The organism is Bradyrhizobium sp. SZCCHNR1017, assembly GCF_032381375.1.
GTDB lineage: Bacteria > Pseudomonadota > Alphaproteobacteria > Rhizobiales > Xanthobacteraceae > Bradyrhizobium.
This window is the reverse complement of sequence record NZ_JAUHIR010000004.1, coordinates 196,257-216,927: the sequence shown is the minus strand read 5'-3', so window position 1 is coordinate 216,927 and position 20,671 is coordinate 196,257. Positions and strand designations below refer to the sequence as shown.

21 protein-coding genes and 1 other RNA gene are annotated in these 20,671 nt (G+C 66.5%); 7 read left to right on the top strand and 15 right to left on the bottom strand.

Features of this window, described 5'->3' with window-relative positions; translation table 11 throughout:
- Window positions 1-10: 10 nt before the first annotated feature.
- From QW863_RS13185 to tkt, 10 genes are all read right to left on the bottom strand, one after another.
- Window positions 11-802: an inositol monophosphatase family protein gene (locus tag QW863_RS13185; RefSeq protein ID WP_315713903.1), complete on the bottom strand. Its 792-nt coding sequence runs from the start codon at window positions 800-802 to the stop codon at window positions 11-13.
- Between the two features lie 129 nt (window positions 803-931).
- The gene (locus QW863_RS13180; protein WP_315713904.1) at window positions 932-2,014 is read right to left on the bottom strand and encodes a tetratricopeptide repeat protein; all 1,083 of its coding nucleotides are present in this window, start codon (window positions 2,012-2,014) and stop codon (window positions 932-934) included.
- 10 nt (window positions 2,015-2,024) lie between these two features.
- Window positions 2,025-2,702 (bottom strand): thiamine phosphate synthase, encoded by a 678-nt coding sequence (locus tag QW863_RS13175; RefSeq protein ID WP_315713905.1) that lies wholly within the window; start codon window positions 2,700-2,702, stop codon window positions 2,025-2,027.
- Window positions 2,702-3,724: a class I fructose-bisphosphate aldolase gene (locus QW863_RS13170; protein ID WP_315713906.1), complete on the bottom strand. Its 1,023-nt coding sequence runs from the start codon at window positions 3,722-3,724 to the stop codon at window positions 2,702-2,704. The genes QW863_RS13175 and QW863_RS13170 overlap by 1 nt, the downstream gene beginning before the upstream one ends.
- Before the next feature lie 374 nt (window positions 3,725-4,098).
- Complete coding sequence (gene fba / locus QW863_RS13165; protein ID WP_315713907.1) at window positions 4,099-5,166, bottom strand: class II fructose-bisphosphate aldolase; 1,068 nt, start codon at window positions 5,164-5,166, stop codon at window positions 4,099-4,101.
- Between the two features lie 196 nt (window positions 5,167-5,362).
- Window positions 5,363-5,614: a hypothetical protein gene (locus QW863_RS13160; RefSeq protein ID WP_315713908.1), complete on the bottom strand. Its 252-nt coding sequence runs from the start codon at window positions 5,612-5,614 to the stop codon at window positions 5,363-5,365.
- A gap of 46 nt (window positions 5,615-5,660) precedes the next feature.
- Window positions 5,661-6,851 carry a phosphoglycerate kinase gene (locus QW863_RS13155; RefSeq protein ID WP_315767832.1) on the bottom strand — a complete coding sequence of 397 codons (1,191 nt, stop codon included), beginning with the start codon at window positions 6,849-6,851 and terminating at the stop codon, window positions 5,661-5,663.
- Between the two features lie 26 nt (window positions 6,852-6,877).
- Complete coding sequence (locus QW863_RS13150) at window positions 6,878-7,021, bottom strand: hypothetical protein (RefSeq protein ID WP_315713910.1); 144 nt, start codon at window positions 7,019-7,021, stop codon at window positions 6,878-6,880.
- A 104-nt stretch (window positions 7,022-7,125) separates the two neighbouring features.
- The gene (gene gap / locus QW863_RS13145) at window positions 7,126-8,133 is read right to left on the bottom strand and encodes a type I glyceraldehyde-3-phosphate dehydrogenase (protein WP_315713911.1); all 1,008 of its coding nucleotides are present in this window, start codon (window positions 8,131-8,133) and stop codon (window positions 7,126-7,128) included.
- A 213-nt stretch (window positions 8,134-8,346) separates the two neighbouring features.
- Window positions 8,347-10,332 (bottom strand): transketolase, encoded by a 1,986-nt coding sequence (gene tkt, locus QW863_RS13140; RefSeq protein WP_315713912.1) that lies wholly within the window; start codon window positions 10,330-10,332, stop codon window positions 8,347-8,349.
- Between the two features lie 268 nt (window positions 10,333-10,600).
- Between tkt and QW863_RS13135 the strand changes: the two genes are divergently transcribed.
- Together QW863_RS13135 and QW863_RS13130 are read left to right on the top strand one after the other, a co-directional pair.
- A complete protein-coding gene (locus QW863_RS13135; RefSeq protein ID WP_315713913.1) occupies window positions 10,601-10,951 on the top strand; it encodes a DUF4164 domain-containing protein in 351 nt (116 codons plus the stop codon).
- Entirely contained in the window at window positions 10,948-11,331 is a 384-nt protein-coding gene (locus tag QW863_RS13130; protein ID WP_284423241.1) for a cell division protein ZapA, read from the top strand. Before QW863_RS13135 ends, QW863_RS13130 begins: the two co-directional genes overlap by 4 nt.
- A 138-nt stretch (window positions 11,332-11,469) precedes the next feature.
- Here the strand turns inward: QW863_RS13130 and QW863_RS13125 are convergent, their stop codons facing one another.
- Window positions 11,470-11,856 carry an ester cyclase gene (locus tag QW863_RS13125; RefSeq protein ID WP_315713914.1) on the bottom strand — a complete coding sequence of 129 codons (387 nt, stop codon included), beginning with the start codon at window positions 11,854-11,856 and terminating at the stop codon, window positions 11,470-11,472.
- Window positions 11,857-12,017: 161 nt separating this feature from the next.
- Window positions 12,018-12,221: a hypothetical protein gene (locus QW863_RS13120; RefSeq protein ID WP_315713915.1), complete on the bottom strand. Its 204-nt coding sequence runs from the start codon at window positions 12,219-12,221 to the stop codon at window positions 12,018-12,020.
- Between the two features lie 211 nt (window positions 12,222-12,432).
- Here QW863_RS13120 and QW863_RS13115 point away from each other — a divergent pair, with 211 nt between their 5' ends.
- Together QW863_RS13115 and QW863_RS13110 are read left to right on the top strand one after the other, a co-directional pair.
- Window positions 12,433-13,701: a serine hydrolase domain-containing protein gene (locus tag QW863_RS13115; protein WP_315713916.1), complete on the top strand. Its 1,269-nt coding sequence runs from the start codon at window positions 12,433-12,435 to the stop codon at window positions 13,699-13,701.
- A gap of 3 nt (window positions 13,702-13,704) precedes the next feature.
- Window positions 13,705-14,346, top strand: a complete 642-nt coding sequence (locus QW863_RS13110) for a glutathione S-transferase family protein (protein ID WP_315713917.1) — start codon at window positions 13,705-13,707, stop codon at window positions 14,344-14,346.
- Window positions 14,347-14,664: 318 nt separating this feature from the next.
- Here QW863_RS13110 and QW863_RS13105 read toward each other — a convergent pair whose 3' ends face one another.
- Both QW863_RS13105 and QW863_RS13100 read right to left on the bottom strand, forming a co-directional pair.
- Window positions 14,665-15,912, bottom strand: coding sequence for a TAXI family TRAP transporter solute-binding subunit (locus tag QW863_RS13105; protein WP_315713918.1), 1,248 nt, complete (start codon window positions 15,910-15,912; stop codon window positions 14,665-14,667).
- A gap of 116 nt (window positions 15,913-16,028) precedes the next feature.
- Window positions 16,029-16,484, bottom strand: coding sequence for a DsrE family protein (locus tag QW863_RS13100; protein WP_315713919.1), 456 nt, complete (start codon window positions 16,482-16,484; stop codon window positions 16,029-16,031).
- A gap of 1,058 nt (window positions 16,485-17,542) precedes the next feature.
- Here QW863_RS13100 and ssrS point away from each other — a divergent pair.
- The 3 genes from ssrS to QW863_RS13085 all read left to right on the top strand — a co-directional run bounded on the left by ssrS (window position 17,543) and on the right by QW863_RS13085 (window position 19,222).
- A non-coding RNA gene (ssrS, locus tag QW863_RS13095) (6S RNA) lies at window positions 17,543-17,704 on the top strand.
- Between the two features lie 110 nt (window positions 17,705-17,814).
- A complete protein-coding gene (locus QW863_RS13090; RefSeq protein ID WP_315714372.1) occupies window positions 17,815-18,396 on the top strand; it encodes a 5-formyltetrahydrofolate cyclo-ligase in 582 nt (193 codons plus the stop codon).
- Window position 18,397: 1 nt separating this feature from the next.
- Window positions 18,398-19,222 (top strand): TIGR00282 family metallophosphoesterase, encoded by an 825-nt coding sequence (locus tag QW863_RS13085; protein WP_315713920.1) that lies wholly within the window; start codon window positions 18,398-18,400, stop codon window positions 19,220-19,222.
- Between the two features lie 9 nt (window positions 19,223-19,231).
- Here the strand turns inward: QW863_RS13085 and QW863_RS13080 are convergent, their stop codons facing one another.
- On the bottom strand, window positions 19,232-20,662 hold the full coding sequence (locus tag QW863_RS13080) for a methyl-accepting chemotaxis protein (protein ID WP_315713921.1): 1,431 nt from the start codon (window positions 20,660-20,662) through the stop codon (window positions 19,232-19,234).
- Window positions 20,663-20,671: the final 9 nt, after the last annotated feature.

Sequence of the window (20,671 nt, the reverse complement as noted above, 5' to 3'; positions counted from 1 at the left end):
AGAATCAAAACTACGCCGCCGCCTTCAGCACCTTCACGAGCTCGCGGTGAATGACCTCGTTGCCGCACACGACGTGCCCAGTCGCCAGCGCGTCCTCCTTGCCGTCGATGCCCGATACGGTGCCGCCGGCCTCGCGCACCATGATCAGGCCGGCCGCGATGTCCCAGGGCTGCAGGTCGCGTTCCCAATAGGCGTCGAAGCGACCGGCGGCGACGAAGGCGAGGTCGAGCGAGGCGGCGCCGAAGCGGCGGAGCCCTGCGACCTTGACCTGCAGCGAGGTCATCTCGCGCAGGAACAGCTGGTGGTCGCCGCGGCCGATATGCGGCAGGCCGCAGGCGATGACGCATTCATGGAGCTGGCGCCGTGCGGCGACGCGCAGCCGCTGGTCGTTGAGGAACGCGCCCTTGCCGCGCTCGGCGATGTAGAGCTCGTCATTGGCGGGGTTGTAGATCACGCCGGCGATCACGGTGTCCTCGCGCTGGAGCGCGATCGAGATCGCGAATTGCGGGATGCCGTGCAGGAAGTTGGTGGTGCCGTCGAGCGGATCGACGATCCAGGTGTGCGACTTGTCGCTGCCTTCCCGCTTGCCGCCTTCCTCGCCGAGAAAGCCGTAGCCGGGCCGGGCCTTGGAGAGATCCTCGTACAGCATCTCCTCGGCCTTCTTGTCGGCGCGCGAGACGAAGTTCGCCGGTCCCTTCAGCGACACCTGCAGATGCTCGATCTCGCCGAGATCGCGCTTGAGGTTGCGGCCGGCGCGGCGCGCGGCCTTGACCATGACATTGATGAGGGCGGAATGGATCATGAGCTCGATGCGCTGGGCTGACCGCACCTCGCGGTGCGCGCCTTCCCCGGAAGCGGACGAAGGCGGGTGAAATGGCTGGCTGTGGGTGCCCTGCCGGGGCCGCCGCGTCAAGGCCGGATCAGCGGCCGATCACTTGATGGTGCCCAGCCAGCGCTTGGCGGCCTGTTCGCCCTTGGCGCGGTCTTCGGGGGGGATGTCGGCGAATTTCTCGTCGAGCTTGGGGTCGCCCTTGCCGGCGGTCTTGGCCACCAGGTGCCATTTGTAGGCCTCGACCTTGTCCATCTGGGTGGCGATTCCATACAGCAGCACCCATGCCAGTCGGTTCTGGGCGACCGGGCTGTTCTGCCGCGCGGCCCTGCGCAGCAGCGCGATCGCCGCGGGCTGGTCCTTCGGCACGCCGGTGCCGTTGAATAGCGCGATCGCGTATTCGACCTCGGCGTCGACATTGTCGGCGATCGCCGCGGCCTGCAGCAGGCGAGCGGCCTTCTCGAGGTCTTTCGGCACGCCGGTTCCTTCCTTGTAGAAGGTCGCCAGCGCGTATTGCGCCTCGGCGTTGCCGGCATCCGCAGCAAGGCGCAGCAGCTCGGCCGAGCGTCTGAGGTCCTGCGGAAAGGTCTGGCCGTCGAGATAGAGCAGCGCGAGATTGTAGGCCGCCTTGGGCTCGCCGAGCTTGGCGGCGGAGGCCAGCAGCTTGACCGCCTCGAGCTTGTCGACAGGGCCGCCGCGCCCGGCCAGCCGCATCATCGCCAGCGCGAACATCGCTTCGCGGTCGCCGGCCTCGGCGGCGCGTTTGTACCAGATCGCCGCCTTGTCGTAGTCGCGGCGGATGCCCATGGCGTTTTCGTAGAGCTGGCCGAGCATCGCCATGGCCTTGGGATCGCCGGCCTGCGCCCGCGGCGTGGCGAGATCGAAGGCGGTCTTGTACTGGCCGCGCTGATAGGCGCCGTAGACCAGGTCGACATTGGGATCATTGGCGGCGGGCTGTGGCGTCGCGGCCGGCGCCGGGGCGGCCGGCTTGGCCGACGGGGCAGGGGCTGGCTTCTTCGCAGCAGACGGTGCCGGCGGCTTGGGCCTCTCCGCCGGCCTTTCGACCGGCTTGGGCTTTTCCGTCGGCGGCTGCTGAGCAGGCGGCGTCAACGAGATCTGCGCGGCCGCGCCCGTCGTCGCCATGGCGAGCGCAGCAACAACACATGTCAGGCGCAGGATCGTCATCGGCGGCGGTTCAGCTCTGTCCCGGCGCGTCGGCCGGCACGGCCGCATGGGCGCTGCGGATCGCGGCGCTGATCTCGTCAAGAGCGGCGGCCGGACCGCGGGCGTCGTTCCAGACGAGGTCGTCGACCAGCACGAAATCGGCTCCCGCGGCGACGAAGTCCGCGGCCTCCTTGAGCGAGATCGCATAGCCGACGCAGGGCGGCTCGAACAGCTCGGCCCACCAGGCCAGGCGCTCATTGACGGCATCCGGCGAGGGCCGCCGTCCCTGCGCGTCGCGCTCGCCGAACAGCACATAGTCGGCGCCGAGCTCGCCGGCGCGCATCGAATCATGGCGTGTCGACAGGCCGCCGCAGCCGGCGATGCGGTCCGGCTTCAGGCCGGGCAGCGCCTCCTCCAGCGCGGCGACGCCGGTCAGATGCGCGCCATCGGCGCCGGCGCGGGCCACGATGTCGGGATGGCCGTCGATCAGCAGCGCCGCACCGGCGCCCTGGATCGCCGGCGCCAGCGTCTTGACCGTCGTGATCATGCTGCGCGGATCGCTCTCCTTCAGCCGCACCAGCACCGCCGCCACATCGGCGCTGGCGAGGATCGCCGGCAGGCCGGCGGCCAGCGCCGCCGCGTCGGTTACGACCGGCGTTGCCAGATACAGGCGCGGCGCGGGCCGCGCGGATGTCGTCTTGCCGGACACTAGGCGGCCTCTTTCTCGAGCGCGGCGGTCCACTGGCCGCGGCTGGCAAGCGCGTTCATGCGAGCGCGGTGGGTGAAGGCCCGCTGGCCGACGGGGATGTTCGCCGCCTTGCCGGCCCATGCCTGTTGCGGCGCGGCCTGCAAGGCACGGCCATAGGAGAAGGTCAGCCTCCAGGGCAGCGGACCGAGCCGGTTCATCGCGTCGAGATGCGCGGTCGCGCTCTCGTCGGATTGTCCGCCGGACAGGAAGGCGATGCCGGGCACCGCCGCAGGCACGCATTCCTTCAGCAGTTGGACGGTCCTTTCGGCGACCTCCTGCACCCCGGCCTGGTCCGGCGATTGCTTGCCCGGGACCGCCATATTGGGCTTCAGGATCATGCCTTCCAACGCGACGCGCTGGATGCGCAATTCACGAAACACCTCGTTCAGGACGCGGCGCGTGACGTCGAAGCAGCGAGCGATGTCATGATCGCCGTCCATCAGCACCTCCGGTTCGACGATCGGCACGATGTTCGCGGCCTGGCACAGGGCGGCATAGCGGCCGAGCGCATGCGCGTTGACATGGATCGCTGTCATCGAAGGGATGTTGTCCTTGTCGATATCGATCACGGCCCGCCATTTGGCGAAGCGCGCACCCAGCGCGTAGTACGTCGCCAGCCGATCCGCAAGCCTGTCGAGCCCGGCCGTGACCCGCTCGCCGGGGCAGCCGGGCAGCGGTTGCGTACCCTCGTCGACCTTGATGCCGGGAATGGCGCCGGCCGCTTCGATCAGCTTCACCAGCGGGGTGCCGTCGGCGGCGTTCTGCCGGATGGTTTCGTCATAGAGAATGACGCCGGAGATGAACGACATGCCTGCGCTGCGGAACAGCATCTCGCGATAGTCGCGGCGGTTCTGTTCGGTCGATTCGACCTTGATGGCATCGAAGCGCTTCTTGATCGTCCCGGTGGATTCATCGGCGGCGAGAATGCCCTTGCCCGGCGCGACCATGGCAAGGGCCGTGGTGTTCAGTGCGGAGAGGTTCATGCTTGGCTCCAGACGCACCTGCCCTGCCCATCAAAATAGACGGTTCTCGGGCGGTTGCCGAGCAAACATTGGCCGCAGGTGAGGCGGACTCTCGGAGAGGTGAAGGGGAGGTTGCTGATGGTGCAACCTTGTCAACTCAGCGGCAGTCGGCTCCCCTCCCCGTACGGGCAGGGCGATCGCATTTGACGAAATTCGGCAATCGCGGCACGAACTGCTGCCAACGAGTTACTCCGTCATGCCCGGGACAAGCCCGGCCATGACGAAGTGGAAAAAGGCGGGCGCAAGACGTAAAGCGCCAGATGCGATAGCCCTACCCGCAAGGGGGAGGGGAGCACACCGAGTTCAGGGCGAAGGTCGAACTACACGACGAACGCTCACGCGATCTTCGGGGCGAGCTCGCCGTTGGCGTAGCGCTTGGCCATCTCGGCCGTCGTCAGCACGCGCTTGATCTTCGAGGCCTGGCCGGCGGTGTTGAACTCCTGCAGGCGCTGCTTGCACAGCTTGGCCATCGCCTCCATCGCCGGCTTCAGGTACTTGCGCGGATCGAATTCCTCCGGGTGCTCCGACAGCACCTTGCGGATCTGGCCGGTCATCGCCATGCGGTTGTCGGTGTCGATGTTGATCTTGCGGACGCCGTTCTTGATGCCGCGCTGGATCTCGCTGACCGGCACGCCCCAGGTCGGCTTCATCTTGCCGCCATAGGTGTTGATGATCTCCTGCAGATCCTGCGGCACCGAGGACGAGCCGTGCATCACCAGATGCGTGTTCGGCAGCTTGCGGTGGATCTCCTCGATCACGTTCATGGCGAGGATGTCGCCGTCCGGCTTGCGCGTGAATTTGTAAGCACCGTGCGACGTTCCCATCGCGATCGCGAGCGCGTCGACCTGCGTCTCACGCACGAACTTCACGGCCTCGTCCGGATTGGTCAGCAGCTGGTCGTGGGACAGCTTGCCCTCGGCGCCGTGGCCGTCCTCCTTGTCGCCCATGCCGGTCTCGAGCGAGCCGAGCACGCCGAGCTCGCCCTCGACCGAGATGCCGCCGAGATGCGCCATGGTGGCGACCGTCTTGGTGACCCCGACATTGTAGTCCCAGTCAGCCGGGGTCTTGCCGTCGGCCTTCAGCGAGCCGTCCATCATCACCGAGGTGAAGCCGGACTGGATCGCGGTCATGCAGGTGTCGGGACCGTTGCCATGATCGAGATGCACGCACACCGGAATGTGCGGATAGATCTCGGTGACCGCGTCCATCATGTGCTTGAGCATGACGTCGTTGGCATAGGAGCGGGCGCCGCGCGAGGCCTGGATGATGACCGGCGCGTCGACCGCATTGGCCGCCTCCATGATGGCCAGCGCCTGCTCCATGTTGTTGATGTTGAACGCCGGGACGCCGTAGTCATTTTCCGCCGCGTGGTCGAGCAATTGACGCAACGTGATACGAGCCATGGCTGGAACTCCCTGAGATTAAGGATTGGACCGTGCGGCAGGATGCGAACGCGCCGAAACTGCTGCACCGTGCATAACGCGGTGGTGGGCGGATTCCAAGGGCAGTGGCGACGCAGCCTGGAGGAGGAGGCGGTCAGGATACGTCTAGGGTTAGCGCGTAGGGCTGGCGCGTTGCCGGTAGCTCAACGATGGGAGATCAGGTCTTCCTGGCTTCAAGAGCGGTGATGCGTTCCTCGACCTCGGTGACACGCACGTCTAAGTCACCGGCGGCCGCGCGCATCATCACCAGCATGCCGGCAGAGTCCCGACGCTGCCTGCGGATCAAGGCTTCCATGCGCTCGTGCTCGGCTCGATTATCCAGCCTGAACTGTCCGACCTCTGTCCGGAGCGCAGCAATGCTCTCCTGGATCTTGATCAGGATCGAATGGTCTGTCGGAGTCTCGACCATGGATGGAACATAACAGAAACATCCATGGCCGACAACGTTCGAGAAATCAGATCTTCAGCACCTCGACGCCCGGCAGCGGCTTGCCTTCCATCCACTCCAGGAAAGCGCCGCCGGCGGTCGAGACATAGGTGAAGTCCGAGGCAACTCCGGCCTGGTTGAGCGCGGCGACGGTATCGCCGCCGCCGGCCACCGAAACCAGCTTCTTGGCCTTGGTACGCTCGGCCGCGTGCTTGGCGGCGACCATCGTGCCGCGGTCGAACGGCGTCAGCTCGAAGGCGCCGAGCGGACCGTTCCACACCAGCGTCGCGGCGTCGTCGATCGCGGCATGGATGCGGGCGGTCGATTGCGGGCCGACGTCGAGGATCATGCTGTCCGGCGGGATGGCGTCGAGGCCATAGGCGAAGGACGGCGAGTTGGCCGCGAAGTGATACGAAACGGTGGCATCCACCGGCAGGATGATGGCGCAGTTCGAGGCCTCGGCCTTCTCCATGATCCTGAGCGCGGTGGCGGCGAGATCCTTCTCAGCCAGCGACTTGCCGATCTGCACGCCCTGTGCATGCAGTAAGGTGTTGGCCATGCCGCCGCCGATCACCAGCGCATCGACCTTGGTGACGAGGTTTTCCAGCAGGTCGATCTTGGTGGAGACCTTGGCGCCGCCGACGATCGCGATGACCGGCTTGGCCGGCCGGCCCAGCGCCTTGTCGAGCGCGTCGAGCTCGGCCTGCATGGTGCGGCCGGCATAGGCCGGCAGCTTGTGGCCGAGGCCTTCGGTCGAGGCGTGGGCGCGGTGCGCGGCGGAGAAGGCGTCGTTGACCCAGATGTCACCGAGCTTGGCGAGCTCGGCGACGAACGCCGGATCGTTCTTCTCTTCCTCCTTGTGGAAGCGCGTGTTCTCCAGGCACAGCACGTCGCCGTCCTTCATCGCGGCGATGGCGGTCGCCGCCGGCTCGCCGATGCAATCGTCGGCAAAGGCGACAGGACGCTTGATCACCTGCGAGAGCGCAGTGGCGACCGGCTTCAGCGAGTCCTTGGCATCGCGCCCCTTCGGCCGGCCGAAATGCGCGAGCAGGATGACCTTGCCGCCCTTGGTCGCGATCTCATTGATGGTCGGCGCGACGCGCTCCAGGCGCGTCGCATCGCTGACGTGGCCATTCTCCATGGGCACGTTCAGGTCGACGCGCAGCAGCACGCGTTTGCCTTTGACGTCGACGTCGTCGAGGGTGCGGAATTGTTTCATTGAAGCCACCGTTGAACGAGGGACTATCAGGGCTGATTGTAGCCGTTGGTGTTTTCCGGCGGATCGCCTTCCTGCTTCGTCGTCACCCGCATGCCTTGGCGGAAACCATAGGCAATCAGGCCGATCAGCAGCAGCGCGCCGGGGATTCCAAGCCAGTTGGGAAGGGTCATCGCGCTTCCTCAGCCGTCGTTCCGGGGCGGTCCGCAGGACCGCACCCGGATCTCGAGATTCCGGGGGCCTCTCTGCAAGGCGCCCCGGAATGACTGGGCGAGAGTTAGAGCAGCTTGCCCATCGCGACGGCGGTGTCGGCCATGCGGTTGGAGAAGCCCCACTCGTTGTCGTACCAGGACATCACGCGCACGAGGTTGCCGTTCATGACCTTGGTCTGGTCCATGTGGAACGTCGAGGAGTGCGGATCGTGGTTGAAGTCGATCGAGACGTTCGGCGACGTGGTGTAGCCGAGCACGCCCTTGAGCTCCTGCTCGGCGGCGCGCTTCATCGCCTCGTTGATCTCCTTCGGGTCGGTGTTGCGCTTGGCGACGATCTTGAGATCCACCACCGAGACGTTCGGCGTCGGCACGCGGATCGCGACGCCGTCGAGCTTGCCCTTCAGCTCGGGCAGCACCAGGCCGATCGCCTTGGCCGCGCCGGTCGAGGTCGGGATCATCGACATCGCCGCCGCGCGGCCGCGATAGAGATCCTTGTGCATGGTGTCGAGTGTCGGCTGGTCGCCGGTGTAGGCGTGGATCGTGGTCATGAAGCCGGTCTCGATGCCGACGGTGTCGTTCAGCACCTTGGCGATCGGCGCCAGACAGTTGGTGGTGCAGGAGCCGTTGGAGACGACGAGGTGATCCTTGGTCAGCGTCGTGTGATTGACGCCGTAGACGATGGTCGCGTCGGCGCCGTCGGCCGGGGCCGAGACCAGCACGCGCTTGGCGCCGGCGGTCAGATGCGCGGAGGCCTTGTCCTTGGAGGTGAAGATGCCGGTGCATTCCAGCGCGATGTCGACGCCGAGGTCCTTCCAGGGCAGCTTCGACGGATCACGCTCGGCGGTGACCTTGATCTTGCCGTTGCCGATATCGATCGTGTCACCGTCGACGGTCACGGTATGGGGGAAGCGGCCGTGCACGCTGTCGAAGCGCAGCAGGTGGGCGTTGGTCTCGACCGGGCCGAGATCGTTGATGCCGACCACCACGATGTCCTTGCGACCCGATTCCGCGATGGCGCGCAGAACGTTGCGGCCGATGCGGCCAAACCCGTTGATCCCGACCCGGACTGCCATTTTCGTCTCCTTCAATGACGTTTCTCGTCCCTCGCAGCCGGCCCCTGGCAAGGGCTCTACGAGGGTTTGGACCTGTTGACGCCCGGTTCTGCCGGGCGCGAGCGGACGATATGGCCCTTTCGTAGTCCTTTTTTTGCGCTCGCTCAACCGTCGCGAATCATGTTCGCGCGGCGCTCCTGATTTGGTGAACCGCCGCGCAGGATCGAGCGGGCTTTACGCCAGCCGCTGTACGGCCGCCGCGACAGCCGCCTCGGCGGTGATGCCGAAATGCTTGTAGAGCTCCTTGGCCGGGCCGCTCTCGCCGAACGAATGCATGCCGATGAAGATGCCGTCCTGGCCGATCACCGCGTCCCAGCCCCAGCGCACCGCGGCCTCGATGGCGATCTTGACCGGAGCGTTGCCGATGATCTTGGCCCTGGCCTCGGCCGGCTGCTCGAGCAGCAGCTCCAGCGACGGTACCGAGACGACGCGGGCTGGGATGCCACGCTCGGCGAGCTGCTTCTGCGCGGCCACGGCGATCTCGACCTCGGAGCCGGTCGCGAACAGCGACACCTTGGCCTCGCCCTGCGCGGCGACGAGCTCGTAGCCGCCCCGGCTGCACGGATTGTCCGCCGGCGCGGAGGTGCGCAGCTGCGGCAGGTTCTGCCGCGTCAGCGCCAGCACGGTCGGGCCGTTGGTGCGGTTCAGCGCCAGCTCCCAGCATTCGGCGGTCTCGACCGCGTCGCACGGCCGGAACACGCGCATGTTCGGGATCGCGCGCAGCGCCGCCAGATGCTCGACCGGCTGGTGCGTCGGGCCGTCCTCGCCGAGGCCGATCGAATCATGCGTCAGCACATAGACGACGCCCGCGCCCATCAGCGCCGACAGCCTGATAGCACCGCGCGCGTAGTCCGAGAACACTAGGAAGGTGGCGCCGTTCGGCGCGAAGCCGCCATGCAGGAAGATGCCGTTCATGCAGGCGGCCATGCCGTGCTCACGGATGCCGTAGTGGATGAAGCGGCCCTTCGGCGTCTTGGCCGAGAACGAGACGGCCGACTTCGCCTTGTTGTTGTTGGAGCCGGTGAGGTCGGCGGAGCCGGCCACGAACTCGAACGGCATGGCGGCTGCGATCACCTCGATCGCGGCCTCCGACGATTTGCGGGTGGCGACGTTGAGCGGGGTCTCCAGCAGCGCCTTCTTGTGGTCCTTCAGCGCCTTCGCCAGCGCGGCGGGCCGCTCGTGGCGCAGCCGCCGTTCGAACTCGGCGCGCTTGCGCGGGCCCATCTCGCCGAGCCGGGTCTCCCACTCCGCCCGTGCGGTTGCGCCGCGGCGGCCGGCCTCGCGCCAGGCGGCGAGCACGTCGTCGGGCACGGAGAACGGCTCCTGCGAAATGCCGAGCTTCTCCTTGGCGCCCTTCAATTCCTCCGCGCCGAGCGCCTCGCCATGCACCTTGGAGGTGCCGGCCTTGGTCGGCGCGCCGTAGCCGATGGTGGTCTTGCAGGCGATCAGCGACGGCTTCGACGACTTCTGCGCCCGCGCGATCGCGGCCGCAATCGCCTCGGGATCATGGCCGTCGATCAGCTCGGCGGCCCAGCCGCACGCCTTGAAGCGCTTCACCTGGTCCACCGAGTCGGCGATCGACAGCGGGCCGTCGATCGAGATCCCGTTGTCGTCCCACAGCACGATCAGCTTGTTGAGCTTCCAGTGCCCGGCCATCGCGATCGCTTCCTGGGAGATGCCCTCCATCAGGTCGCCGTCCGAGGCCAGCACATAGGTGTGGTGGTCGACGATCTTCTTGCCGTATTCCGCCTGCAGCATCTTCTCGGCCAGCGCCATGCCGACCGCGGTGGAGATGCCCTGGCCGAGCGGGCCGGTGGTGGTCTCGATGCCCTTGGTGCGGAAATTCTCCGGATGGCCGGGGGTGAGCGAACCGACCTGGCGGAAGCGCTTGATCTGGTCGAGCGTCATCTCCTCGTTGCCGGTCAGATACAGCAGCGCATAGAGCAGCATCGAGCCGTGGCCGGCCGACAGCACGAAGCGGTCGCGGTCCGGCCAGGCGGGCGCTGCGGCATCGTATTTCAGCACGCGGGTGAACAGCACTGTGGCGACGTCCGCCGCGCCCATCGGCAGGCCGGGATGGCCCGATTTGGCCTTCTCGACGGCGTCCATTGCGAGCCCGCGGATGGCGTTGGCCATGCGGGAATGATCGACCTGCGTCATGCTGGAATCCGTCCAAACGTGAAATGCTGATGACAGGAGCGCCGCCGGTATTGCTGGCGGGCCGGGATTTTGCGGGCTGATTAGCACCTCGGTTCCGGGAATCAAAGGTTCTGCAACGCCGGGAACCTCCCAAAAGTTGCTTAGTAGTGCATAGTTTCGGCCGAGCGTTGCGCTTGGCTCGCCCACCACGTAAGATTTTGCCCGTAACCGCTTGCCGGACAGCGCTTTTGTCGCATCCCGCTTGCTCCGAGGGCCTCGCATCCGTGCCATGAACGATCACCCTGCCAATCTTACCGGCCAGGTGGAACCCGGCGCCGCCGATCTCGAGGCGGCGACGCGGCGACTGATGACGGCCCTCGACGCGCTGGAGAGCGCGGTCGAGCGGCGGCGCGAGGCGGATCGTGACGAGGACGAGCTGGCGACGCGCATCCAGGCGCTCGGCGCCGACCGCTCGCGTCTCGCCGACGAGCTCGACGGCTCCCTGATGAAGACGCGCCGGCTCGAGCGCACCAACCGCGAGATCGCCGAACGCCTGGACACCGCGATCGGCACGATCCGCGCGGTGCTCGCTGGTGGCGACGGGCAGGACGCCGCGCATGATGATGAGGACGAGGAATGAGCCACATCAACGTCACCATCAACGGCCGTCAATATCGCATGGCCTGCGAGGAGGGCCAGGAGCTGCGGCTGCTGAAGCTCGCGGAGAGTCTCGAGACGCGCATCACCAATCTGCGCGGCAAGTTCGGCGAGATCGGCGACGCCCGACTCACCGTGATGGCGGCGCTCACCGTGTGCGATGAGCTGATCGATGCCAATCAGCGCGTCCAGGTGCTGGAGCAGGAGCTCGAAGGCCTGCGCAACGTCCGCAACCAGGCCAGCGACCGCGCCCGTGCCACGCAGGTCGCGGTGGCGAAGGCGCTGAACGCCGCCGCCGAGCGCATCGAGCGCACCACACAGGTGCTGAACCGCACCATCGGCGGTGGTGTGGCGATCGGGTGAGACGATTCAAGCCCTCGCGACAACGTATCATCGTGTTGTGGGTCTCTCCATCAGCGATTGTCTGACCTGCCGCCTCATCCAAGGTGTCGTCCCGGCCTTGAGCCCATTGGGGCGGCTGGTGCCGCCACGCGTTCGCATTCACAGCTGCGCCTCGATTGCGGCCTTGTCGATGACCGACCACACCTCCACGATCTTGCGCTCGCGGAATTCGTAGAACACGTTCTCGGTGAAGGCGACGCGCTGGCCGTCGATGGCGAGCCCGAGAAATTCGCCGGATGGCGTGCAGTCGAAGTACAGCCGGCTCGCGACGCGGGGCGGGTCTGATAGCAGCAGGCCGATGTTGAAACGGAGATCGGGAATGTCGGCGAAGTTTCCGATCAGCATGTCGCGATAGCCGGAGAGTCCGAGCTGCCGGCCGTTGTGAACGACGTGCTCGTGCACGAAATCGCCGAGCTGCGGCCAAGCCTGCGCATTCAGGCACACGATATAGCCGCGATAGTGATTGGCGAGCTCGGGTCCGGTCATGGCGCGGCTGTTTGGACGAACGCGTTGCATCGAACAACACGGGGCCGGCATGGCGGTTCCCAGCCCGTAGCCTCAATGAAGGTCAGCGATATCCGAGACCATCTCGGTGCCCGCGCTTTCCCGGGCGTCGCTTCGCTCATGCGGGCTACATGGCCCTCGCGTCAAAGACCCTCCAACAGCGTCGCGATCGTCTCCAGCGGGTAGGCCGCCGCCAGGCTACCGACGCCCAGGCCGATGACGCCGAGGACAATGGCGCCGATCCAGCCATGATAGTGAAAGCCGACGGCTGCGCCGACGAAGGCTCCGGTCGCAAGCGTACAAATGGCCCAGAGCGTGTGAAGGATGAGTCCGATCGTCCTCAGCATGCGTGATCTCGCGTGTCAGCGGTCTCGCCCGTCTCCCTCCGATTGGTCGCGCGGATACGCCGTTGTGCGGCAGCGAGGCCGATCACGTCATCGCGATGCGATCGTGTTGCGACCGCTTGTCGTTCCTCCCTGTGTCCTCTACTCATTGTCCAGGCGGAGCCATTGAATCCCGTGGCGACAAACGGGATCGTCCGCGCATCAGGGAGTGCCCATGAAGACGCTGCTCAAGGCGGCCGTAGCCACAGCCTTCACCATGATCATCACGCAGCTCGCGGCCGCGCCGCTGCCCGAAGCCAAGCCCGACGAGGTCGGCTTCTCGCCGGCGGGTCTCGCGCGCATGGATGATTTCTTCGCCCGCGAGATCGCCGCCAAGCGCGTGCCCGGCGCGGTCGTGGCGATCGCGCGCGACGGCAAGCTCGTGCATTACAAGGCCTACGGCCAGCTCGATCCGGTCAAGGGCACGCCGATGCCGCTCGACGCGATCTTCGCCCTGGCCTCGATGACCAAGCCGTTGACTGCGGTCGGCGGGCTGATGCTGATGGAGCAGGGGCGGCTGCCGCTGCAGGCCAGGCTCGCCGACTACTATCCGGCATTCGCCGACATGAAGGTCGGCGTCACCCAGGAAAACGGAGCGCTGCTGCTGGTGCCGCAGGCCCGCCCCATCCTGATCCATGATCTCTACCGCCACACCTCGGGCCTGATGTATGGCGGCCGGCCGGACAGCTCGAGCGCGGTGGCGCGGCTCTATCCCGACGGCACCGCGCCTGCGATCGAAGGCGACACCCAGGCGTTCATCGAGCGCATCACCAAGCTGCCGCTGGCGCATCAGCCCGGCACGCAGTTCGAATACGGCTTCTCCATCGACGTGCTCGGCGCCGTGATCGAGAAGGTCAGCGAGCAGCGGCTCGGCGAATATCTGTCGGCCAATCTCTGGAAGCCGCTCGGCATGGCCGATGCGACGTTCGCGCCGACCGACGCACAGCGCCCGCGGCTGGCGCATCCGTTTCCGAACAATCCGCTGACCGGCAAGCCGCAGGCGATCAAGCTGCTGGACACGCCGACCAAGTCGGACTGCGGCGGCGTCTGCTCGTTCGCCACCATCGGCGACTACGTCCGCTTCGGCCAGATGCTGCTCAATGGCGGCGAGCTCGACGGCGCGCGCATCCTGAGTCCGAAGACGGTGCACCACATGACCTCCAACCATCTCGGGCCCGAGATCAAGAACACCGTCGCCAATGTGGAGCCGCATCGCGCCGGCTTCAGCTTCGGGCTCGGCGTCGCCGTGCGCGTCAGCGAGGGCCTGTCGGCGGTGCCCGGCAATCCCGGTGAGTTCAGCTGGAACGGCGCCTATGGCACGCAGTTCTTCTGCGATCCCAGGGAGCGTCTCGTCGTCGTGGTCGGCACGGCGGCGCCCGGGGACTTGCGCAAATATTATCGCGAGCAGGTGCAGGACATCGTCTATGGCGCGATGGTGAAATAGCGCATGCTCACGGTTCATCACCTCGGCAAGTCGCAGTCCGAACGTATCGTCTGGCTCTGCGAGGAGCTGGAAATTCCGTACGAACTGAAATGCTACACGCGCGACGCCCGGACGATGCTGGCGCCGCCCGAGTACAAGGCGCTGCATCCGATCGGCGCGGCGCCCGTGATCACCGATGGCGATCTCGTGCTCGCCGAATCCGGCGCGATCGTCGACTACGTCACCGCGACCTACGGCCAAGACCGCTTGCGGCCTGGGCCTGATGATCCCAGCTTCGCGCCGTTCCTCTACTGGCTTCATTTCGCCAACGGTACGTTGCAGGCGGCGATGGGCCGACTGATGATCCTCAACCGGCTGCATCTGCCCGACGACAATCCGGTTCTCGGCGCCATCAGGGCGAGGCTCGACCGTGCCTTCGCGCTGGTCGAGGCGCGTTGCGGCGAGGCGGATTATCTCGCGGGAAACGCGCTCACCACCGCCGACATCATGACCGTCTTCTCGCTCACCACCATGCGCTACTTCCTGCCCTACGATCTCGGACCCTTCCCCAACATCCGCGCCTATCTCGCCCGCATCGCTGCGCGCCCGGCCTATCAGCGCGCGATGGCCAAGGGGGATCCGGGGATGGCGTTGTTGTTGAGCTGATCGTCGCGGGTCGGAAGATCGCTTTGGCGGCTTGCTCGGTGTACCTCGCCCCGCTTGCGGGGAGAGCTCGGATTGCATCGTGAGATGCAATCCGGGTGAGGGGGGACAGGTCTCACCACGTGCACTCCCCGTGCGTCGGCCCCTTATCCCAACCCTCTCCCCGTGAGAACGGGGAGAGGGAGCAGACTGTCCGAGCCGCCATGTCTCGTCCCACTATTTTTCAGCTTCTCGCAACACGCCAGCGTTAGGGCGAGAATGCAAATGAACTTATGGTCGACAGCCCACCACCTCGCCCGCTGTCATCAGCCCATCGCCTGCTCACTTCTGCCGCTTGCGGCTCCAGTCCAGGAAGGAGCGATACAGCTCCTCCTTCTCCGCCTTCGAGGTCGGCGCCTTGGCCTGCGATTCGAGAAAGGCATCGAAGCGCTCCTGCTGCGAGAGACTGCCGGCCGCGGCGGGCGGCAGGCCGACATTGGCCTCCTTCTTCATCCGCTCCAGCACGGCGTCGACATACGGATAGCGCTGCCAGCCCGGCACCTGGGCCTCGAGATTGAGATCCTTCCAGCCCGGATGGAACGGCGGCTGCTGCAGCCGCGCGAGGTTGGTGAACAGCGTGTCGACGAAGCGGTTGACGCGGTCGGCGCGGTCGCTGCCCGGCTTCCAGTTGTAGACGGCCAGCACCGACGGCACGGCGATGGTTTCCACGGCGGTGTCGGGTGCGACCAGCCCTGGATAGGTGTCGGCCTTGATGCTGGTCGGATAATAGAAGTCCGAGAATTGCTGCGTGTACGGCACCGGCACGAAGTGGAATCCAGGATCCGCCTTCTTGCCGCTGAACAGTTCGCCGGGCTTGGAGGCGACATACACCATCGCGGCGATCTCGCCCTTGTGCAGCTTCTCCAGTGCGACGGGGCCACCGACCGCGACCGGCTCGATGTCGATGCCGAGGCGCCGGAAGATCAGTGGGCCGGTGTGGGCGGCGGCCACGCCCGCCGTGCCCACCGCGACCTTCTGGCCCTTCAGGTCCTGCAGCGACTTGAACTCCTCGCGCGCATAGATGTGCACGTCGGAGATGAAGAAGCGCAGCACGTAGCGGATGCGGTCGTTGATATTGGAAAGGCCGGCCTGCCTGGCATAGAAGTCGAATGCATCGGCATAGGTGATCGCGACGTCGACACCGCGCAGATAGAGCAGGTCGGCGATGTTCGAGGTGGTGCCGCGCGTCACCATCGGGATCAGGCGCATGTTGTCGCCGTCGTCCATGGTCCGCGCCATCTCGCTGGCGAAGCGCACGAAGCCGCCGTCGGGCAGGCCCGCGGCCAGGCCGACGGTCCATTGGTTCATGCGCGTCTTGATGGCGGCTTCGTCCGAGGCGCTCCGTGGCTCGGGGGCGCGGGTCTCGGAGACCCGAGGCTCGACGGCCCGCCGTTCCGACGCGCGCGCAGGCTTGATCGAGAGCGGAGCGGCGGACTGCCCTTGCGCAAGCACCGCGCCGACGGGGGTGAGCAAGGCAGCCGAAAGCGTTGCCAGCGCCAGCAGCGCCGGCCGGGCGAGTACTCTGTGCATGTGACTAGTCCCCGATCGCGTCTGCTCGCCATCCCCCGAGCAGACTGATGACACAGCTCAATCCAAGGTCGTATCTCAATGAGCCCTAAAGCTGGCAGTTTTGGGGCAGAAACTACCTAAGGTTTCAGATAGCTCCAGCCGCTCTCCTGCAGTTCCATCAGCCTCACCGCGCCCGATGGCACCAGGCTCGCTTCGGCGACGATCGCAATCGGATGTCCTTCGCGTTTCTCCATGCCGCGCTTGGTGATGTTGCAGGCGGAGAACTTGATCTTGGCGGGAAAGCTGAGCTCGGCGATCTGCTTGAGCCGGTCCTTCACCGGCGAGGTATCCTCGCGCAGCATGTTCAGCCCGGGTCCATAGGTGACGAGTTCGATCTCGACCTCCTCGCCCTTCTCCTTGAACGTCTCCATGATGTTGGTGGCGTTGTTCAGCGCCAGATTCATGATTGCCGGATCGTTCTGATCGACCTGGATCGAGACGCGATGAATCTTGACGTCGGCGGCGAGGCTCGCAGCAGCCGACGCGATCAGTAGCGCGCAGGCGGCCGTGACGGTTTTGAGATCGAAGCGCATGCCAGGACTCCAATGTACGATACAGGGCATTGGGATGTAGGCATGATCTGCCACAACCTCAGCTCCAAGTCGATGAGCCTGAATCGTGGCAAGACTATGCGCTGCCGACGCGGCGCTGCCGCGGGAGCGCCGTCATCACCACGGCGTCATTGCGAGCGCAGTGGCGAGGCGAAGCAATCCAGGCTGCATCTGCGGAGAGATCCTGAATTGCCTCGGCGCAAGGGCGCGCGAGGCCGGGACGACGGCGGAATGTTGAGCTGGCGGCACGGGAGCAGATGCACGTCGTAAACTGCACGACGGGCAAACCGCGCATGTCGATCATGCGCAGACTGCCCGTCGCGTTACGATGTCGCAGGCCGCATGGCTTGCCGTGTCGGGCAAATCAGGCGGATGCTTCCGCTCGTCCTGCTGCCGCATGAGGGGCGTGTCGCGACCGTCACGAGGCGTTGGCAGTGGGATGCGATGGGCGTGGATTGCCGCAGCGTGAGTTGATCGCGCGGACGAACGGCGATGCACGTACGGTCAAGTCGCGTGGTCCTGACACCCCGATGCTGGTGTCCCGCGCAACGCGCGCAAGCGCGTTGTCGCGCATGGTGGCCAACAAGCCCGGCGCACCAGGGAGATCGCGAAGCAGCCGTTCAAACCGTCGCGCAGGGAAGGCCGGGTGTTTCCGGCTGCACCTGTGGTACCTGCCGCCTGCATTTTTTACGCAGGCGGGCCACGGGCGTCAGCCGACGCCCGGCCTTCCCTGTGCCCTCTGTGTCGAGAGGGCGAGCCAAATGAACAACTCGGACGCCGAGCGCCACGAGGACGCGATGCCATGCCTATTCTGATCTGCTCTGCCGTGTTCGGCCCGGCTCCTACCACCCGACAACTGTCATCGCCCGCGAAAAGCGGGCGATCCGGTACGCCGCGGCCTGTCGGCTCAACCACTGCTGCCTCGGCGTACGGGGGCGCCCGGTCAAGCCGGGCGACGACGCCGAGGTTGGACAACGGCAGCGCGCGTCAATCCGCTTCCACCGCTGGCAAAATCACCCCGCCATGGTTACATTGCGTCAGCGAGGCTGCGACGCGCGTCCGGAACCAACATATCCCCGGGGCCTTATCGATCCTTTAGGGAACTGTCCCTGGCCAGGTCCGTGGACCTGGACATATGGTGCCCACCTACTTTCGTAGGGAACTCCGGGATCGAGCGTTTCAACGGCGATTGCGGCTTCGCGCTTGTCTCTCTCCCTCTGTTCTGTCCCCTTGATTGCCGACCTGCTGCGTTTCTGAGAACGTTGGAGTGCCCGCGTCCGCGAGCTCTTGACGGAGATCCCGCCGCATGCCGATGAAGGCCGTCCAGCACACCAAGCAGCAGCTGCGAGCTGCAGCCCTCGCCGCGCGCGACGCGCTGAGCGACGAGGCGCGCAGCGCCGCCGCGCAGGCCATCGCGGCGCGCGGGCTCCCCTTCGCGCTGGAGCCGGGCCAGGTGGTCTCGGGCTATGCGCCGATTCGCAACGAGCTCGATCCGGTGCCGCTGATGCGCGTGCTGGCGGCGAAGGGTGCGCGGCTGGCACTGCCGGTCATCCTGGCGCGCGGCCATTCGCTCTCCTTCCGGGCGTGGTCGCCGGGTGATCGGCTGACATTGGGCTCGCTCGGTATCCCCGAGCCGTCGCCTGTTGCGGCCGAACTGGTGCCGGACGTGATGCTGGTCCCGCTCGCCGCCTTCGACCGCACCGGCCATCGCATCGGTTACGGTGGCGGCTACTACGACTACACCTTCTCGCACTTGCGTAAATCGCATCACCTCATCGGCGTCGGCCTCGGCTTTGCCGTGCAGGAAACCGAGGCGATCCCGGCCTTGGCCCACGACGCGGCGCTGGATTATGTGCTAACCGAGCGCGAGACCTTGGATTTCCGGAGCAATTGAGTTGCGAATTCTCTTCGTCGGCGACGTCGTCGGCCGGGCCGGCCGCAGCGCCGTCTCGGACCACCTGCCAGGCCTGATCCGCGATTGGGCGCTCGATCTCGTCATCGTCAATGGTGAGAACGCGGCCGGCGGATTCGGCATCACCGAGGCGATCTATCAGGAGCTGGTCGACGCCGGCGCCGACGCGGTCACGCTCGGCAACCACTCCTGGGACCAGCGCGAGGCGCTGGTGTTCATCGAGCGCGCACCGCGCCTGGTGCGCCCTGCGAATTATCCGGCGGGCACGCCCGGCCGTGGCGCGGCGCTGGTCGACGCCAAGAACGGCGCCCGCGCGCTGGTGGTCAACGTGCTCGGGCGCGTGTTCATGACGCCGTTCGACGACCCGTTCGCGGCTGTCGGCCGCGAGCTCGGCGCCTGCCCGCTGCGCGAGGCGGCGGATGCGATCGTGGTCGACGTGCATTGCGAGGCCTCCAGCGAGAAGCAGGGCCTGGGCTATTTCTGCGACGGCCGCGCCAGCCTCGTCGTCGGCACCCATACGCATGTGCCAACGGCCGATCACCAGATCCTGCCCGGCGGCACCGCCTACATGACCGATGCCGGCATGACCGGCGATTACGACTCCATCATCGGCATGCAGAAGGACGAGCCGCTGCGCCGCTTCCAGTCGGGCATCCCGTCGGCGCGCTTCGAGCCGGCCTCCGGCGAGGCGACGTTGAGCGGCGTGGCGGTCGAGACCGACAACGGCACCGGGCTTGCGATCAAGATCGCGCCGGTGCGCATCGGCGGCCGGCTGTCGCCGGCGAAGCCTTCGTTCTGGGGAGGATGAGAGCCTGGATCAGGCCTTGAGCCGAAAACCCATCCGGAACGCGCCCCAATGCCGGCCCTTGATGAAGATCGGCGCCGAGAGGTCCTTCATCAGCACGAACTGCCCGCCGCCCATGTCGCGGCGGTAGGTCTGCAGCAGAAACGGCTTGTTGCTGGCGGCGGCGACCTTCTTCACCGCGCGGTCCTCGAACAGCCGGCGGTTGCGGCAGTTGGCGTTGTTCCAGACCGGATCGGGCCCCTGCGGCTTGCGGTAGTTCGGATTGTGCGTCGGCAGGTAGCCGCCGCGCGCCCAGGCGACGCAGAACACGATGCGCGGATCGCTGCCCTGGATCGGGTCCTGGATCGCCGGCAGGACGCGGTCGGTGAATTCGACGTAGCGCGTCATGTACTGCTTGGGATTGGTGCCGGGGATCTCGCGATAGCTCTCGTCCATCAGGTCGGCGAGCGTGATCTCGCCGCGGTCGATCGCCGTTTCGAAGGTCGCTGAGATCTGCCGGGCGGTGTCGACGACGGTCTTGATCAGCGGCGCGTCCGCGGTCTGTACGCCGCTCTCGGCGATCAGCCCGATCAGCGCCTCGGAATGATCGAGCAGCTTGGCGATCCGGCTGTCGGCCTGTTTGAGCTCGACCGAGGACTGGTCGACGCCCTTGGCGAGCTCGTTGAGCTCGCTGATCACGGCGTCGCAATGCGCGAGGTTGGAGGTCGCGGCCTTCGCCACGCCGTCGATCTCCTGGCCGACGCTGGTGAAGCCGTCCTGGACGCGGACGATGATGCCGCCGATCTGCTGGGCGCCTTCACCCGCGGTCTTGGCGCGGGAGGAGGCCTGGCCGCTCTCGCCGAGCAGGCTCTTCACCTGCGAGTCGAGCCCGCGCAGGGTATCGCCGATCTCCTGGGTGGCCTGCCGCGTCGCCTCGGCGAGCGACTTCACCTCGCTTGCGACGACAGCGAAGCCCCGGCCGGCGCTGCCGGCACGGGCCGCCTCGATGGTTGCGTTCAGCGCCAGCAGGTTGGTCTGCTTGGCGATCGCCTCGATCGCGACCGAGACCTTGGCGACCTGCGACAGCGCATCGCCGACCGAGCCGAGCCGCTGCTCGATGCGCTCGACGGACTCGACCAATTCGGCGATGTGCCGCACCGCGGTGTCGACCACGTTGCGCGACTGGGCGATGTCGCCGACCGCGGCGGTCGTGGCCGATTGCACCGCCTGCGAGGCGGTGGCGATGTCGTGATTGGCCGCGACCATGGTCTTGGCGGTGGCCTGGAGATGCCCGAACCGCTGCGACTGGTAGCTGACGCGGTTGGCGACCTCCTGGACGTTGCCGGCGACATCGGCGAGCTCGACGCCGAGACCGCCGATGCGGTCGGCGATCTCGTCCATCAGCCGTTCGGCGCCGGTGCGCGCGTCGTGACTTTCCAGAATGGCGCGTTGCGCGACCGACATGTCCAGACT